This is a genomic window from Xanthomonas arboricola pv. juglandis, assembly GCF_905367715.1.
GTDB classification, from domain to species: domain Bacteria; phylum Pseudomonadota; class Gammaproteobacteria; order Xanthomonadales; family Xanthomonadaceae; genus Xanthomonas; species Xanthomonas arboricola.
Window position 1 is genome coordinate 1,605,825 of sequence record NZ_HG999362.1, and the last position, 16,162, is coordinate 1,621,986.

Genomic DNA, 16,162 nt, shown 5'->3' on the forward strand with positions numbered 1-16,162 from the left:
GCGGCGTGTTGCAACGGCCTGCCGCTGACGAGATGACGCGGCCCACTCCATCGAGGACGGTTGCGGTGATCGGCGCCGGGCTGGCAGGACTTGCCTGCGCGCAACGGCTGCAGGCTTCGGGATTGACCGTGACGTTGTTCGAGCAGGGTGACATGCCCGGCGGACGTATGCGCAGCTGTGGCGGCGCTGGCTGGCAGTGCGATCACGGCGCGCAGTATTTCACCGCCCGCGACCCGGCGTTTGTCGCAGTGGTGGAGGCATGGATCGCGCGCGGCGTTGCGGCGGTCTGGCCTGCGCGCGTCGCCAGTTGGGATGGTGCCGACATGCGTGCGTCGCAGGGCGGGTTGACGCGCTTTGTCGGGGTGCCGGACATGGCCGCACCAGCGCGTGCGCTGGCGGCGGCCCTGAATGTTCGGTTGGGCGCCTCTGTGCGATCGCTGCAGCGCAGTGGCGACACCTGGCAACTGGAGGTGGCAGAAGACGGAACGACACGCAACTGCTGCTTCGACACCGTATTGCTGGCGGTACCGGCACCGCTTGCAGCTGCATTGCTGGCGGACAGCGCGCCCACGCTGGCGACGACGGCCGCCAACGCACGGATGCTACCGGCCTGGGCGGTGGTGCTGCGTTTCGACAGGCCGGTCGACCCCGGGTACGACGCCTTGTTCGTCAACACCGGTCCGTTGCGCTGGGTGGCACGCAACGCCAGCAAGCCGGGCAGGGATGGCGTGGAAACCTGGCTGCTGCATGCCACTGCCGACTGGAGTGGGGCGCATCTGGACGCAACGCCTGAAACGGTGATTGCCAGCGTGTTGCCCGCCTTGGCCGCGCTTGGCCTGCCCCTGCCGCAGTCCTGCGATGCCTATCGCTGGACGGTGGCCAGCACTGAGCCTGCCTTGCAGATCGGCTGTGCCTGGGATGCGCCGCTGAGCATCGGCATCTGCGGCGACTGGTTGGCCGGTGGCAAGGTCGAAGGGGCCTGGCAAAGCGGTGTGGCCTTGGCTGCGCGTGTGTGTGCCGGCGATGCCGCCTGCAGCGGGCAGGAGTGATGCGGTGGCATGCGCGGCGGGAGATATGCGCTGGCGTGTCGATGCAGAGCGCGTCTGCACGCCAGGCCGTTCGCCAACGCAAACGGGCCGCGCAGGCATGACAGACCATGTGCCGCTATGCAGTGCGCGCGCGCGTGCGACCTCGATCGTTGCGACGCTTTGTGCGCGTGCACGCGTCCGGCATAGATGAGCAATCTTGACGCGACCGCAGGCGAGCGTCACCCGCAGCCAGCTGCGCGCACGCTGCGCCTGGTCCTGGGCGATCAACTCAATCCGCAACACAGCTGGTTCGATGCCACCGATGCGGACGTGGTCTACGTGCTGATGGAAGTGCGCGAGGAAACCGACTACGTGTTGCACCACGCGCAGAAGATCCTGGCGATCTTCGCAGCGATGCGCGCGTTTGCCGCGCGTCTGCGGCAGGCCAGTCATCGGGTGCGTTACGTGGCCATCGAGAATCCCAGCAATCGGCAATCGATTCCCGCCAATCTGGACGCGCTGATCGCGCATTACCGCGCCAGCCAGCTGGAGTATCAGGCGCCGGACGAGTGGCGGCTGGACGAAGCATTGCAGCAGTGGTGCGCGCGGCAGCCGTTCGCCACGCGCATGGTCGACAGCGAACATTTCCTGACCGAGCGCGATGAGGTGGCCGGGTGTTTTCGTGCTGGCGGCCAATGGCGCATGGAAGTGTTCTATCGAAAGATGCGCCGTCGCCACCGGATCCTGCTCGATGCCACAGGCGAGCCGGAAGGCGGGCGCTGGAATTTCGATCACGACAACCGTGCGCCATGGCCTGGCAATCCGCCCGCACCGCAGGAGTGGCGCGCCGCGCACGATCATCGCGCGCTGTGGAGTGTCATCGAGGCGGCTGGGGTGCGCAGCTTCGGTGCGCCGAATGCCGACGCACTGCCGTGGCCGCTGGACCGCGACGAAGCCTTGCGGCACCTGGATGCCTTCGTTACGCATGCGTTGCCGCACTTTGGTCGCTACGAAGATGCGATGAGCACGCGCAGCCCGCGGCTGTTCCATTCGCTGTTGTCGTTCGCGCTCAATATCAAGCTGCTGCATCCGCGCGAGGTGATTGCGCGCGCGGAGGCGGCCCTGCATGACGGGCATGCGCCGCTGGCATCGGTGGAAGGCTTCATTCGCCAGATCCTGGGTTGGCGCGAATACGTGCGCGGCGTGTATTGGTCGCAGATGCCCGGCTATGCGCAGTCCAATCGACTCGACCAGCATGCGCCACTGCCGCACTGGTTCTGGGACGGGCAGATCGGCATGCGCTGCCTGGCCGATGCGATCGGCAATTCGCTGGCCAACGCGCATGCGCACCATATCCAGCGGCTGATGGTGATCGGCAATTTCGCGCTGCTGGCAGGCCTGGATCCGCAGGCCCTGCACCGCTGGTATCTGGGCATCTACATCGATGCGTTCGAGTGGGTGGAGCTGCCCAATACGGTCGGCATGAGCCAGTTCGCCGACGGCGGCCTGCTCGGCAGCAAGCCGTATATCAGCGGCGCGGCCTATATCGACCGCATGAGCGATTACTGCGGTGGCTGCCGCTACCAGCGCAAGGTGCGGGTGGGCCCGCAGGCCTGTCCGTACAACGCGCTGTACTGGGATTTCCTGGCGCGGCAGCGCACGCTGCTGGGCGCCAACGAGCGCCTGGCGCTGCCCTACCGGCAGCTCGACGCCATGGCACCGGAGGTGCTGGAGCAGGTGCAGGCGCAGGCCGCGCATTGGCGGGCGAATCTGGAGGTGCTTTGAGCTGCACCCGAAGCGCAGCGGCGGGGCCGAGACGGCCTGAAACATAGGCCTGCCTGAATGCGCGATCTGACGCTGCAACGCGCATCTGCGACAATGCCGCGCTGCGCCAACGTGGCGCCTGGCCCGGGAGTCCCCCAACATGCTTCTGATCGGCGTTGCCGGTACCGAACTCAGCGCACAGGAACGCGACTGGCTACAGCACGACGCGGTCGCCGGCGTGGTGCTGTTCAAGCGCAACTTCGCCTCGCGCACGCAGGTGGCCGAGTTGTCTGCGTCCATCCGCGCGGCCGCACCGCGCCCGGTGCTGATCTGCGTGGACCAGGAAGGCGGGCGCGTACAGCGCTTTCGCGACGGCTACAGCGCCCTGGCGCCGCTGCAGAGCTTCGGCGCGCAATACGTGCAGGACCCCGAGGCCGCGCTCGCCGCAGCGCGCGCGCATGCGCAGCTGATGGCCAGCGAAGTGCGCGCCAGCGGCGTGGACCTGAGCTTCGCACCGGTGGTGGATCTGGGCCGTGGCAACCGCGCCATCGGCGATCGTGCCTTCAGCGATGATCCGCAGATCGTGGCCAGCTTCACCCGCGCCTATGTGCAGGCGCTGCACGGTGCCGGCATGGCCGCCACGCTCAAGCATTTCCCCGGCCACGGCACCGTGCTGGAAGACACCCACGTCGACCATGCCAGCGACCCGCGCCCGCTGGAGGTCCTGCTGGCCGAAGATCTGCTGCCGTTTATGGCCGGCATCGAGGCCGGTGCCGACGCGGTGATGATGGCGCACGTGGTCTACCCGCAGGTCGCCCCGGAACCGGCCGGTTATTCGCAGCGCTGGATCGAGCAGATCCTGCGCGGGCAACTGGGCTTTCGCGGCGTTGTGTTCTCCGACGACATCGGCATGGCTGCCTCGTTCAGCGCCGGCGGCGTGGCCGGCCGGGTGCATGCGCACCTGGATGCCGGCTGCGACGTGGTGCTGGTCTGCCACCCGGAACTGGTCGACGAATCGCTGCAGGCCGTGCAGGGCCGCAGCCTCAATACCGCAGCATTGATCGGTCTGATCGGCCGCGGCGAGCTGGGCTGGGATGGCCTGCTCGCCGGCTCCGACGCCTCATTCACTACTCCCCTTTCCGCCTCTTTCGGAACAACTGCCTGATGTCCACGCTCACCATTTCCCAGGCCCTGGCCCAAGCCGATCTGCTGGTCGACCGCCCCGCCATCGATGCGGCGGTCGCCAGCATTGCCGACGCGATCGCGCGCGACTATGCCGGCGAAGTGCCGGTATATCTCACCATCATGCATGGCGCGTTGCCGTTCTCCGGCCAACTGGCGCTGGAGCTGGGCGCGCGCGGCCAGGACCTGCAGTTCGATTACCTGCATGCCACCCGTTACCGCGGCGAAACCACCGGCGGCGAGCTGGTGTGGAAGCACCGTCCGGCCACTGCGCTGTTCGGTCGCCGAGTGATCCTGGTCGACGACATCCTCGACGAGGGCTACACGCTGCAGGGCGTGCGCCAGTGGTGCCTGGAGCAGGGCGCCACCGACGTGCGCGTGGCGGTGTTGACCGTCAAGCGTCACGACCGCTGCGTGCCTGGCGTGGCCGCCGACTATGTCGGCGTGGAAGTGGCCGACCGTTACGTGTTCGGCTTCGGCATGGACGTCAACGAGCAGCTGCGCGGCATTCCCGCCATCTACGCGATGAAGCAGTAACTGCCGCAGTTTGCCCGCGTCGCTGCGGGCAGCCCGGCGCGCAGGCCTGCGCGTCACCATCCTGTCTTTCGTTGCAGAGGTTGCTTGTGTCCTCCACTTCCATCGCATTGGCCGTCATCGGCGGCACCGGCGTCTACAAGCTCGCACAGCTGGATCAGGTGCAGACGCACGATATCGAAACGCCGTATGGCGCGCCCTCCGGCCCGATTCGCGTGGGCATGTTGCTGGGCCACCGCGTGGCATTCCTGGCGCGCCATGGCGAAGGCCATTCGCTGCCGCCGCACAAGGTGAATTACCGCGCAAACATCGCTGCGCTGCAGCAAATCGGTGCTGCGCGGGTGCTGGCGCTCAACACCGTCGGCGGCATCACCGAGCAGTTCGGCCCGCGCGTGCTGGCGTGCCCGGATCAGCTGATCGATTACACCTGGGGCCGCGTGTCCACCTTCTGCGAAGAGCCGGGCAGCGAGGTGCAGCACGTGGATTTCGGCCATCCGTATTCGCCGATGTTCCGCAGCAAGGTCATCGCCGCCGCCAAGGTGACCGGCGTCACGATGGTCGCCGGCGGATGTTACGGCGCAACCCAGGGACCACGACTGGAAACGATTGCAGAGATCGCTCGCATGCGTCGCGACGGCTGCGATCTGGTCGGCATGACCGGCATGCCCGAAGCGGCTCTTGCACGCGAAAAAGGCCTGGAATATGCATGTTTGGCGATCGTGGCCAACTGGGCGGCCGGCTGTGGCGACGCGCAGGAAATCACCATGGCGGAGGTGTTGGCCAACGTCGATGCCGCCTCGTCCGGATTGCCGGAGCTGATCGGCGAACTTGCACGCGGGTGATTGTCATCAGGGCATAAGCTTTGCATACTCGGCGCGTACGCATCGCCGTACACCACCCATTAATTATTGCAAAGGTCTCGCATCACCATGCCGAACGGTACCGTCAAGTGGTTCAACGACGCCAAGGGATTTGGCTTCATCTCACCGGAGGACGGCAGCGCCGATGTCTTCGCGCACTTCTCCGCGATCAACTCCAAGGGCTTCCGCAGCCTGCAGGAAGGCCAGCGCGTCAGTTATGACGTGACCCAGGGCCCCAAGGGTGCCCAGGCTTCGAACATCACGCCGGTCGAGTGATGTGACTCGATTGTGCGGTTGAAGAACCCCGCCACGGCGGGGTTTTTTTTGCATCGGCCCATGCGGGGCCGGTGCCGTCCAGGGAGCGAAGGACATGCAGCGAGCATTGCGCATTGCGGTAGTGGGTTATGGAACGGCGGGGCAGGCACTGGCCGTGCTGCTGGGCGCCGACGGGCACCGGCTGGACGTGTTCGAACGTGCCGCCACGCCCGGGCCGGTGGGAGCGGGCTTCCTGCTGCAGCCCAGCGGGTTGCAGGTGCTGTGGAAGATGGGCTTGCTGCCGCAGGCGCTCGCGCATGGCGCACCGGTGCGCCGGCTGTATGGCGAAACGCCGTGCGGACGCGCGGTGATGGACATGCAGTACAGCGATCTGGATGCGCGGCTGATGGGCCTGGGCATGCAGCGCGGCGCCTTGTTTACGCTGTTGCGCGAAGCCTGGCCGGAGCACGGGCAGTTGCATGTGGATACCCAGATCACCGCGATCGATCACGACGGCGCGCGCGTGCAGGATCAGCGCGGGCACTGGCACGGCCCCTACGATCTGATCATTGCCGCCGATGGTTCTGCATCGAGCTTGCGCGCGCAGGCGCAGGGCACGCGGCTGGATCGGGTGTATCCGTGGGGTGCGTTGTGGTGCCTGCTGCCACGCGACGACTGGCCGTTCGTCGATGAGTTGCGCCAGCGCTATATCGGCGCGCGCAAGATGATCGGCCTGCTGCCGGTGGGCACGCGTCCGGGCGACGCCACCCCGCGGCTGAGTTTTTTCTGGAGCCTGCCGTGCAGCGATTTTGCCGCGTGGGAACAGCGCGGCATTGCCGCATGGCGGCAGGAGATTGCGCAGATGTGGCCGGATGCACATGCGCGTCTGGAGACCGTGCAAGTGCATGGCGCATTGGCGCGTGCGAGTTATCGCGACGCGGTGGTGACACGCTGGCATCGCGGCCGCTTCGTGCTGGCCGGCGATGCCGCGCATTCGATGAGTCCGCAGCTGGGGCAGGGCGTCAACATGGCGCTGCTGGATGCGTTGGCGATGCGCGATGCCTTGCGGGTCGGCGCCGATCTGGATGCGGCCTTGCAGCACTATCAGCGCGAGCGCCAGGCGCATGTGGCGATCTATCACCGCTGGAGCCGTTGGCTGACGCCGTTGTTCCAGTCCGAACGTGATCTCTGGGCGCACGGGCGCGATCTGCTGCTGCGCCCGATGGGACGCGTGCCCGGCGGACGCGGGCATATGTTGCGCGTGCTCAGCGGCACTCAGCACGGCTGGTTCGGCAAGCTGGCACTGGCGCCGGACTTTGTGGACGCGTTGGCGCAACCGGTGCCGCGTGTTGCCGTCGACAAGGCCGAAGCTGCCGCTTAGAAGAAGCGCCGGCCCAGGTAGTGTTGCGCCTGCTAACGCACCGGCAATGCCAGCGCATCGTCTTCCACGCAGGCGACCAGGCGCTCACCTTCGACCAGCGTTGGCACGATGCCCGCGGTGAAATGCGAGAACGCCGGCAGGATGGTGACGCGCTCGCGCAACCAGAACGCCGGCCAGCGGCGCGACATGCCGGGCAGCGCGGCCAGCGGATGCAGGTGCCCGCACAGCACATGCCCGGTTGGATGCGGCAGCGGATCGTGGCGCAGCACGAAGGGGCCATCTTCGACCTGTTCGCCGGCCGCCTCGATATGCAGATCCGCACCGGCCAACGCGTGGTCGTGGTTGCCGCGGATGGCGATCACGCGCAACGCGCAGTGATGCTCGCGCCATGCACTCCAGCGGCGATGCCAGGCCGCGCGCGGTACGGGGCCGTGCAGCAGGTCGCCGAGGATCCATAACGCGTCCACCGTGCGCTGCTGCAGCAGCGCATCCAGCCGCTCCAGATCGTGCGCGGTGCCGCCGGCCGGCATGCCGATGCCGGCGCGACGGAACACATCGGCCTTGCCCAGATGCAGGTCGGCGATCAGCAAGGCGCGTTGCGCCGGTCGATACAGCGCGCGTTCGCCCAGCAGTTCCACTGTTTCGCCGGCCAGCTGCAGTTGCACGCTATCGCCCATGTTTACGCTCCAGTTGTTCGGCAGCGCGCAACACGCGGGCCTTCCAGTCTTCGGTACTCAGTTGGCCGCGCACGCGTTCGGCCCATAACGGAAACGACAATGGGGTGAGGCTGCGCGGTTTGCACAGGCGCAGTTCGCGCCGCGCGCAATCTTCCAGTGCATGCGCAAGCCGCGCCAGTTCGAGCTGGCCTTCGAACACTTCGCGCTCGGCCTGGGCAAGCAGCAGGTGATCGGGATCGAAACGTTGCAATACGTCGTACAGCAATCCGCTGGAGGCCTGCAGCTGACGCAGGCTGCGTGGTGCACGGCCGGGCAGCGATGGCGACAGCAAGCCGGCCACGCGCGCAATCTCGCGGAACTGGCGGCGTGCCAGTTCGCCCAGGTTGAGGCTGTCGCGCAGGTCGGCAAACAGGCCCTCCGGCGACAGCAGCGCCTGCAGGACGTTCGCATCGAGTTCCACATCCTGCGCCGGCGACAGCACGAATCCGTAATCGTTGGCAGCAAAACTGAAGGTATTGCGCTGACGCCGGCCCCAGCGCGCTGCCAGCAACGCGGCCAGCCCTTCGTTGACCTGGCGGCCGGCGAACGGATACACGAACACGTGCCGGCCATCGCGCGCCTTGATGCTTTCCACCACCAAATGGTCCGGGCCGGGCAGTGAGGACAGCGAGGCCTGCAGGCGCAGCAACGGCGCCAGCGCCTGCATTTCCGGCGCATCGCCGGGATCGGCAAACACCGCTTCGACCTCGCGCCCCAGGGCCGACGACAACGGCATGCGCCCGCCCATCCATTTGGGCACCACGCCGCTGCCACCCTTGGCCACGCGCACGTAGGCGGTCATGTCTTCCAGCCGCACCAGCTCGAGCAAACGGCCGGCAAACTGAAACCGATCGCCACGGCGCAGGCGGCCGACAAACTGCTCTTCCACCGCGCCCAGGCGGCCGCCGCGCAGGAACTGCACCCGCACGCTGCCGTCGCTGGTGATCGTGCCGATGGACAGGCGGTGCCGCAGCGCGACGCGCCGATCGATGACGCGGTACACGCCTTCCTCGTCGCGCACGACCTTGTGGAAATCCGGGTAATGCGCCAGCGCGCTGCCGCCTTGCACGATGAAGTCCAGCACCGCCTGCCAGGTGGCGTGATCCAGTGCTGCAAACGCATCGGTGCCGCGCACCTGCTCAAACAAGGCATCGGCCTGAAAACCGCCGCCCAATGCCAGGGTCACACAGTGCTGCGCCAACACGTCCAGCGACAGGCGCGGTGGCGGCCGTGCCTCGATCTGGCCATGCACGATGGCGCGTCGCGCGGCAGCGTATTCCACCAGTTCCAGTGCATGCGAGGGCACGCACACCACATGCCCGGATTCGCCCGGACGATGGCGTGCGCGGCCGGCACGTTGCAGCAGGCGTGCAATGCCCTTGGGACTGCCGACCTGCAGCACCTGATCGACGGCGGGGAAATCCACGCCCAGGTCCAGGCTGGAGGTGGCGACCACGCAACGCAGGCTGCCGTCGCGCAAGCCTTGCTCGGCCGCCGCACGCAAGGAGGGGTCCAGCGAGCCGTGATGCAACGCGAGCGTGGCCAGATCATCCGGCCACACCGCACTCAAGGCCTGATGCCACAACTCGGCCTGGGCGCGCGTATTGGTGAACACCAGGCTGGTGCGCTGCTGCATGATCTTCTGCAGCACGCGCGCCAGTTGCGCCAGACCCAGATGCCCAGCCCACGGAAAGCGCTCGCCGCTGTCGGGCAGCAACGTCTCCAGGGTCATCGCGCGGGGTTTGACGCCCGACACCAGCGCGGCATCGGGGCGATGCGGCAACAGCACGTCGCGCGCCTGCGCCAGGTTGCCCAGCGTTGCCGACAGGCCCCAGATGCGCAGCTCCGGCGCCCAGCCGCGCAGCCGCGCCAGGCACAGCTGCAGCAGCACGCCGCGCTTGTTGCCGAGCAGCTCATGCCATTCGTCGACGATCACGCAGCGCAGCGCCGACAGCTGCGGCGCGGTGTCGGGATACGACAACAGCAAGGCCAGCGATTCGGGCGTGGTGACCAGCACATCGAGCTTGCCGCTGCGCGCCAGCCGCTTGTCGCGCGCGCTGGCATCGCCGGTACGCAGGCCCACCTGCCAATCCAGCCCCAGGGCCTCCACCGGCTCGCGCAGCGCGCGTGCGGTATCGGCGGCGAGTGCGCGCAGGGGCGTGATCCACAGCACCTGCAGCGTGCGTTGCTGTTGGCGTCGCGTGGCCGTAGCGGGCTTGCTCGCCGGCTTGCGTCCACGCGTGGACAAGGCCTCCAGCAGCGGCCCGCCGAAGGCTGCCAGCGTCTTGCCGCTGCCGGTGGGGGTATGCAGCAAGCCGGACTCGCCCGCGAGATAGCGCTTCCACACATCGCGTTGAAACGGCAACGGCGCCCAACCGCGCTGCGCGAACCAGGCACGCCATTGCTGCAAGGGCGTGCCGCGCGTCTGCGCCGCAGCACTCACCGTGCCAGCGCCTGCAGGCTGCTCAGGTGATCTGCATCGCGCATCGGCTTGTCCTGTCGCCAGCGCAGGATGCGCGGGAAGCGCACCGCAATGCCGGACTTGTGCCGCGCGCTGCGGTTGACCGCTTCGAACCCCAGTTCGAAGACATGGTGCGCGGTGACCGCACGCACCGGGCCGAAGCGTTCGGTGGTGTTGGCGCGGATCCAGCGATCCAGTTGCAGGATTTCCTTGTCGTCCAGCCCCGAGTAGGCCTTGGCGATCGGCACCAGCTGGCCCTCGTGCCACAGCCCGAAGGTGTAGTCGGTATACAGCGTGCTGCGGCGGCCATGGCCGGCCTGCGCGTACAGCAGCACCGCATCGATGGTGAGCGGGTCGATCTTCCATTTCCACCAGTCGCCGCGGCGGCGGCCGGACTGGTAGCTGGAGCTGGCGCGCTTGAGCATCAACCCTTCCACGCCGCGCTCGCGCGCATCCAGGCGCAGCTGCGCGGCCGCCTGCCAGTCGCCGGCCTGCACCAGCGGCGAGGCGACGATGCGCGGGTCGGCGAGCGTGCTCAGCACGCCTTCCAGCAATGCGCGACGCTCCTGCAAGGGGCGCTCGCGCAAATCCTCGCCATCGAGTTCGAGCAAGTCGTAAGCGACCACGCGCGCCGGTGCCGCCGCCAATGTCTTCGGCCCGGGCTTGAGCCGCTGGATGCGCGTCTGCAAGGCGGTGAACGGCATCGGCAAGGGCTGTTCCGGTTGCCAGGCCAGCAGCTCGCCATCGATGACCGTGCCGTCGGGCAACTGCAGCGCGGCCTGTTCGATCTCCGGGAAACGGCCATCCAGGCGTTCCTCGCCACGCGACCACAACGCCGCTTCGCCAGCGCGCCGGATCAGCTGCAGGCGAATGCCGTCCCACTTCCATTCCAGCAACCAGTTATCGACCGCGCCCAGCGTTTCGACCTCCGCTTCGAGTGGCGAGGCGAGAAAGAACGGGTAGGGCTGTTGACGATCGCCGGGCAATTCCTCGGCGGTCAGCAGGGTGGCCAGATAGCCCGGATGCGGCCGCCAGCTGCCGAGCATGCGCTGTGCAATGCGCGCGATCTCTATCCCGGACATCTCCGCCAGCGCCTGCTGCACCAGTCGCTGCGACACCCCCACGCGCAGGGCGCCGGTGAGCAGCTTGTTGAACACCAGGCGCTCGTCGAAGGCCAGGCTGCGCCACGCCTGCACGATGCAGGCCTTGCGCACTTCCACGTCCTGGTTGGTGATCGGCAGCAACCGCTGTTCGATCCACTCGGCCAACGGCAGATCGGCCGCCTCGGTGATCGGGTCGTCCAGCAACAAGGCCAGGGTCTCGGCCAGATCGCCGACATGGTCGTAGCTGTCGGCCACCAGCCAGTCGGCGATGCCGGCGGTGTCGGTGATCCATTCGCGCAGTTCGCCGCTGCTGGCGATGCGCATGCGCGTGCTGGCTACCTTGCCACCGGCCAGCAGGTACAGCGCCCACGCCGCATCGAACGGCGGCGCACTGCGGAAATACGCGACCAGGGCCGCACGCTTGTCGAGCGTGCCGGTGCTGCGATCCAGGGTGCGGTACAACGCGGCAAATCGCTTCACGCCGGGCCCTGCAGCTTGGTGCGGTTGTCGGCAGCACGCAGTTCCAGCGCGCGCCGCGTAAATGCGCCCAGACAACGCGGGCGCCGGTAGGGCCGTGGCGGCCCGATCACCGCCGCCGGCAGTGCGCGGTGCACGCGAAATGCCAACGCGTGGCGACGGAATGCGAGTGCGCCGGTCAAGCGGATCCTTGGGCGCGCGCGCGCATAACGACGTGCAGGCAACGGGTTCATTCCTCGGCTCCGAAATCGGTACGGAAGGCTTCGGCAGCGACGCCGCGTTCCAGCAGGTGCTGGATCAAGGCATCGGTGTTGCCGTGGGTAGCGATCACCCGCCGTGCGCCGGTGTCTTCGATGGTGCGCAGCAGGTCCGGCCAGTCGGCATGATCGGACACCACAAAACCGCGGTCGTAATTGCGCCGACGGCGATTGCCGCGAATGCGCATCCAGCCCGATGCGAAACCCTGTTGCGCGTGCCGGAAGCGACGGATCCAGGCGCTGCCGGCCGCCGATGGCGGCGCCAGTACCAGTTGCCCTGCATAGTCGGCGCCACGCGCGTGTTCGCTGACAGGTTGGGTGTCCAGCATCGGGATGCCGGCCTGGCGATACACCTCCACGCCCACTGCGATCGCGCCATGCAGCAAGGCTGGTTGCGTATCCCAGGCGCGCAATTCCGCCAATACGCGTTGCGCCTTGCCCAAGGCATAGCAATACAGAATGGCGGCCTCGCCACGTTCGGCGCATTCGTGGCGCCAGGCGACGATGTCGGCCGCGACATCGGCGGTATCCGGCCAGCGATACACCGGCAGCCCGAAGGTCGCCTCGGTGATGAAGGTGTCGCAGGGCACCACTTCGAACGGTTTGCAGGTGGGATCGTGCTGGCGCTTGTAGTCGCCCGATGCAACCCAGACTTCGCCATCCACCTCGATGCGCACCTGCGCCGAGCCGAGCACATGCCCGGCCGGATGCAACGACACCCGCGCGCGTCCCAGCTCGAAGGCTTCGCCGTCGGCATGCGTGTGATAGACCTGCTCGCCCAGGCGCCACTGCAGGATCGGCAAGCTCTCGTGCGTGCAGTGGTATTCGCCCATGCCGCTGCGTGCGTGGTCGCCATGCCCATGCGTGATCACCGCACGTGGCACCGGCCGCCAGGGATCGATATGGAAGTCGCCCTGCGGGCAGTACAGGCCTTCGGGGCCAAGCACCACCAGATCGCCAAGTTGTCCGTTGCCGTTGCGCATGCGGCAACTCTGGCCAAGCCGATGTGCAGATCCTGAGAATGGGAATGGCACGCATCGGTACACCGATGCGGCAACGCCTGCAGATCGCAATCGCTAGTCGAGCCAGTGCGCGATCAAGGCAAGGCCATCGAATCGATCAAGCGCCTGGCGGGGCGTGAGCTGGCCTTCAATGCAGCACGCACGCCGCCAGCTCGCGCCATTGCTCACCGGAACAATCAGTCAAGACTCGGAAATCGAACACCCACGCAGGCGCTGGCCCGCATCATCCACCCCGATTCCCGATTCCCGATTCCCCCAATCCCCAATCCCCAATCCCCGCACCAACCGCTAATGCCGCGACCGCCGCCCAGGCGAACGCACCGCAGTCGCCTCCACCGCCAGCGTAAAGCCGCGCTCCTCGCCGCCCTGCATTGCGCCGACATCCACGACCTGGCGCCGAATCTCCTCGCCCTTGCCGTTACGCACCACCACCACAACGGTGTATTCCCATGGATCGCCATCGGCGGGATGGCGAATGGTGCCGTCGACCTTGAGAGGCACGATCGGTGCCGGCTGTGCGTGCTGCGCCGCCGCCGAGTCGAAGCGCAGGTGGTGCCTGCACGCAGGGCAGACACTGGCGCTTTCCAGGATCGTCGCCTTGCAGTGCGGGCAGCTGCGCGTGGCACCGGGCGTGCCCGGGCGGGGCGCACTCATGTGGCGTCGCTGTCTCCGCTGACGACCGGCTTGGCCGCGACGACCGGTTTGCCGGTGTCCTCGCCCCAGCCGAAATCGGCCTGGCCGCGCATGCGCGCACCCGAGGCCACGGTCAGGCTGCCGGCCTTGACGTCGCCGACCAGCACGCCGGAGGTCTGCAGCTCCACCTGCGCGGCCGATTCGATATTGCCCTCCAGCTCTCCGGCGATGATCACCTTGTTGGCGCGCACGCCGCCGTTGAGCTTGGCGCCGCGCTCGATGGTGAGATCGCCCTTGACGTTGACATCACCCTTGAAGCGGCCGGCCAGACGTACGTGACCGGCGCCCTCGATCTTGCCTTCGATGCTGATGTCGGCGGCAATCAGCGATTCCTTGGCCTCGCTCTGGCGCTGCGGTGTGGCCGCTGCGGGCGCGGCGCTCGGTGGCGCGGCGGCGGGCACCGGGGGTGCCGGGCTGGCCTCGGCAGTGAACAGCCGCCCATCGGCAGCCGGGACCTCAGGGGCTGCGGGAACGCCGTCTTTCTTGTTGGGACCTTGATCGCGCCACATCGACATCGGACTGCCTCGCTCGGGGGTCAAAACCGACTATCGCCGCGCAGACCGATCTTTTGTGTGACGGGTTACGCAAACCAGCACCGATGGCGCGTGTGCTCAGTCCACTGCGGGCGTGGCGGCACCATGCCGCTCGACCCGGTTACGACCGCCGTGCTTGGCGACATACAGGGCCGCATCGGCCTTCTGGATCAGGCTCGCTCCCAGCTCGCCATCGACCGGGAAGCTGGCCACGCCGATCGAGGCCGTCACCCGCGGCAACGAGCGCGGGCCGTCGCTGACTGCCAGGGCCGCGATATGGCCGCGAATGTCCTCGGCCACGCGCAGCGCCTCGACGCCATCGGCCTCGGGAAGAATGACCGTGAACTCTTCGCCGCCGTAGCGGCAGGCGACGTCTTCGGCACGCAGCCGGGTCAGCAGCAACTCGCCCAGCGCCGCCAGCAGCAGATCGCCGCCGGCGTGGCCCTGGCTGTCGTTGAATTGCTTGAAGTGGTCCACGTCCAGCATCAGCACCGACAACGGCAGGCCGCGGCGTGCGCAGCGCGCCAGTTCGTGGCTGAGCGATTCTTCCAGATAGCGGCGGTTGTACAGCCCGGTCAGCGGGTCGCGAATCGACTGCCGGCGCAGCGATTCGCGCAGGCGCAGATTGCTCAGTGCCAGCGACAACTGTTCGGCGGCCGCCTCGGCGATTTCCAGGCGGGGCATCGGCCCCGGACCCGGCGAAGACAGGAACAGGAAGCCGAGCTGGGTACCTTGCGCGGACATCGGCAGGCATGCGGTGGTGACGGCGCTGCCGTGCTCGGGCGCACCGATGTGCGCGCACAGCGCATCCCGGCCCAGGTCGTCGACGATGTGCGGTTGACCACGGCGCAGCGCCCAGCATTCTTCGGGCAGCAGATGCGGTGCGCTGTGCACAAGCGGCTCGCCCCAGTGGCTGATCGCCTCGGCGCGATCCTGCGAGGCACGCAGCAGATACACGCTTCCGGCAACGCCCGGCAGCAGGCTGGCCAGGGTGCGGCTGCTCACCATCAGCGCCTCTTCTGCGCTGATGCAGCTTTGCAGCAGGCCGGTATAGCGGCTGAGCAGATTGAGATCGGCGGTACTGCGTTGCAGCGCAACGACGCTGTCGCCCAACTCGCGATTCGCCTGCGCTGCGCGTTTCTCGGCCTGCGAGCGATGCCGCAGTTCGCGCATCAGCAAGGCATAGACGGTGCCGACCACCGCCAGCCCGAACGGGATGCCGGCCAGTGCCAGCACCAGCAGCAAGGCCGCACTCTGCCGGCTGCTTTCGGCCCGTTGCGTTAGCAGCTCCTGCTCGCGTTGCACCATGGTCAGCGCCTGCTCGCGGATCGCGCTGGTGGTACGGAAGGCGGTCTGCCGGATGCCGGCGCGGGCCGGCTCCAGGCCCTGCTGCGAATACACGTCGAGCACGTGCTGGATCTGCTGCAGGCGCGTTTCCACCAGTCGCTGCAGGGTGTCCAGGTGCTGCACCTGGCCGGGATTGTCGGCAATCAGGCGACGCAGATTGTCGAGCAGGATCGGCAGGCGCTCGACGCTGGTTTGATAGTCGAGCAGATAGGCATCGTTGCCGGTGAGCAGAAAGCCGCGCTGCGCCGATTCGGCATCCAGCACGCGCGCCTGGATCTCGTCGACCCGGCCGATCACTTCATGCGTATGCGAGACGAGTGCTGCATCGGCCAACGAGCGGCGGGCACCGACAAAGATGCCGATACCGATGGCGATGAAGATCAGGGCAGAGAACGCCAGCGCCAGCTGGTTGCGGCGGCGCGCAGTAAAAGAGGAGGACATGGACGAATGCTAGCCTGCCAGCCTCGACAACACGAGGTCGCCGTTGGCAGGAAACAAGCGCGCCGGCCCAATCCGGCCGGCGCGTCTGCAAACTGTTGATACGGTCAC

Annotated in this window: 15 protein-coding genes; 7 read left to right on the top strand and 8 right to left on the bottom strand. The window is 67.5% G+C overall.

Features of this window, described 5'->3' with window-relative positions; translation table 11 throughout:
• The first annotated feature begins 8 nt into the window (after positions 1-8).
• The 7 genes from KHN93_RS06825 (at position 9) to KHN93_RS06855 (ending at position 7,004) form a co-directional block, all read left to right on the top strand.
• Positions 9-1,049: an NAD(P)/FAD-dependent oxidoreductase gene (locus KHN93_RS06825; RefSeq protein ID WP_415917061.1), complete on the top strand. Its 1,041-nt coding sequence runs from the start codon at positions 9-11 to the stop codon at positions 1,047-1,049.
• Positions 1,050-1,235: 186 nt separating this feature from the next.
• Complete coding sequence (locus KHN93_RS06830) at positions 1,236-2,813, top strand: cryptochrome/photolyase family protein (RefSeq protein WP_212579307.1); 1,578 nt, start codon at positions 1,236-1,238, stop codon at positions 2,811-2,813.
• Between the two features lie 139 nt (positions 2,814-2,952).
• Positions 2,953-3,957 (top strand): beta-N-acetylhexosaminidase, encoded by a 1,005-nt coding sequence (gene nagZ / locus KHN93_RS06835; protein ID WP_104560983.1) that lies wholly within the window; start codon positions 2,953-2,955, stop codon positions 3,955-3,957.
• On the top strand, positions 3,957-4,511 hold the full coding sequence (locus tag KHN93_RS06840; protein WP_016903731.1) for a hypoxanthine-guanine phosphoribosyltransferase: 555 nt from the start codon (positions 3,957-3,959) through the stop codon (positions 4,509-4,511). The genes nagZ and KHN93_RS06840 overlap by 1 nt, the downstream gene beginning before the upstream one ends.
• 86 nt (positions 4,512-4,597) lie before the next feature.
• Entirely contained in the window at positions 4,598-5,350 is a 753-nt protein-coding gene (locus tag KHN93_RS06845) for an S-methyl-5'-thioinosine phosphorylase (protein ID WP_039809937.1), read from the top strand.
• 87 nt (positions 5,351-5,437) lie between these two features.
• Positions 5,438-5,644: a transcription antiterminator/RNA stability regulator CspE gene (cspE, locus tag KHN93_RS06850; protein WP_003488188.1), complete on the top strand. Its 207-nt coding sequence runs from the start codon at positions 5,438-5,440 to the stop codon at positions 5,642-5,644.
• Between the two features lie 94 nt (positions 5,645-5,738).
• Positions 5,739-7,004 carry an FAD-dependent oxidoreductase gene (locus KHN93_RS06855; RefSeq protein WP_127159300.1) on the top strand — a complete coding sequence of 422 codons (1,266 nt, stop codon included), beginning with the start codon at positions 5,739-5,741 and terminating at the stop codon, positions 7,002-7,004.
• 32 nt (positions 7,005-7,036) lie between these two features.
• Here KHN93_RS06855 and pdeM read toward each other — a convergent pair whose 3' ends face one another.
• The 8 genes from pdeM to KHN93_RS06895 all read right to left on the bottom strand — a co-directional run bounded on the left by pdeM (position 7,037) and on the right by KHN93_RS06895 (position 16,054).
• Entirely contained in the window at positions 7,037-7,681 is a 645-nt protein-coding gene (gene pdeM / locus KHN93_RS06860; RefSeq protein WP_212579308.1) for a ligase-associated DNA damage response endonuclease PdeM, read from the bottom strand.
• Entirely contained in the window at positions 7,671-10,163 is a 2,493-nt protein-coding gene (locus KHN93_RS06865) for a ligase-associated DNA damage response DEXH box helicase (protein ID WP_212579309.1), read from the bottom strand. Before KHN93_RS06865 ends, pdeM begins: the two co-directional genes overlap by 11 nt.
• A complete protein-coding gene (locus tag KHN93_RS06870; RefSeq protein WP_212579310.1) occupies positions 10,160-11,764 on the bottom strand; it encodes an ATP-dependent DNA ligase in 1,605 nt (534 codons plus the stop codon). The genes KHN93_RS06865 and KHN93_RS06870 overlap by 4 nt, the downstream gene beginning before the upstream one ends.
• Positions 11,761-11,994: a hypothetical protein gene (locus KHN93_RS06875; protein WP_039528398.1), complete on the bottom strand. Its 234-nt coding sequence runs from the start codon at positions 11,992-11,994 to the stop codon at positions 11,761-11,763. Before KHN93_RS06875 ends, KHN93_RS06870 begins: the two co-directional genes overlap by 4 nt.
• Positions 11,991-13,001: a ligase-associated DNA damage response exonuclease gene (locus tag KHN93_RS06880; RefSeq protein WP_065031828.1), complete on the bottom strand. Its 1,011-nt coding sequence runs from the start codon at positions 12,999-13,001 to the stop codon at positions 11,991-11,993. Before KHN93_RS06880 ends, KHN93_RS06875 begins: the two co-directional genes overlap by 4 nt.
• A gap of 327 nt (positions 13,002-13,328) precedes the next feature.
• On the bottom strand, positions 13,329-13,694 hold the full coding sequence (locus KHN93_RS06885; RefSeq protein WP_024938016.1) for a hypothetical protein: 366 nt from the start codon (positions 13,692-13,694) through the stop codon (positions 13,329-13,331).
• Positions 13,691-14,248: a bactofilin family protein gene (locus KHN93_RS06890; protein ID WP_039809913.1), complete on the bottom strand. Its 558-nt coding sequence runs from the start codon at positions 14,246-14,248 to the stop codon at positions 13,691-13,693. The genes KHN93_RS06885 and KHN93_RS06890 overlap by 4 nt, the downstream gene beginning before the upstream one ends.
• 96 nt (positions 14,249-14,344) lie before the next feature.
• Positions 14,345-16,054 carry a diguanylate cyclase gene (locus KHN93_RS06895; RefSeq protein ID WP_212579311.1) on the bottom strand — a complete coding sequence of 570 codons (1,710 nt, stop codon included), beginning with the start codon at positions 16,052-16,054 and terminating at the stop codon, positions 14,345-14,347.
• Between the last annotated feature and the right edge of the window lie 108 nt (positions 16,055-16,162).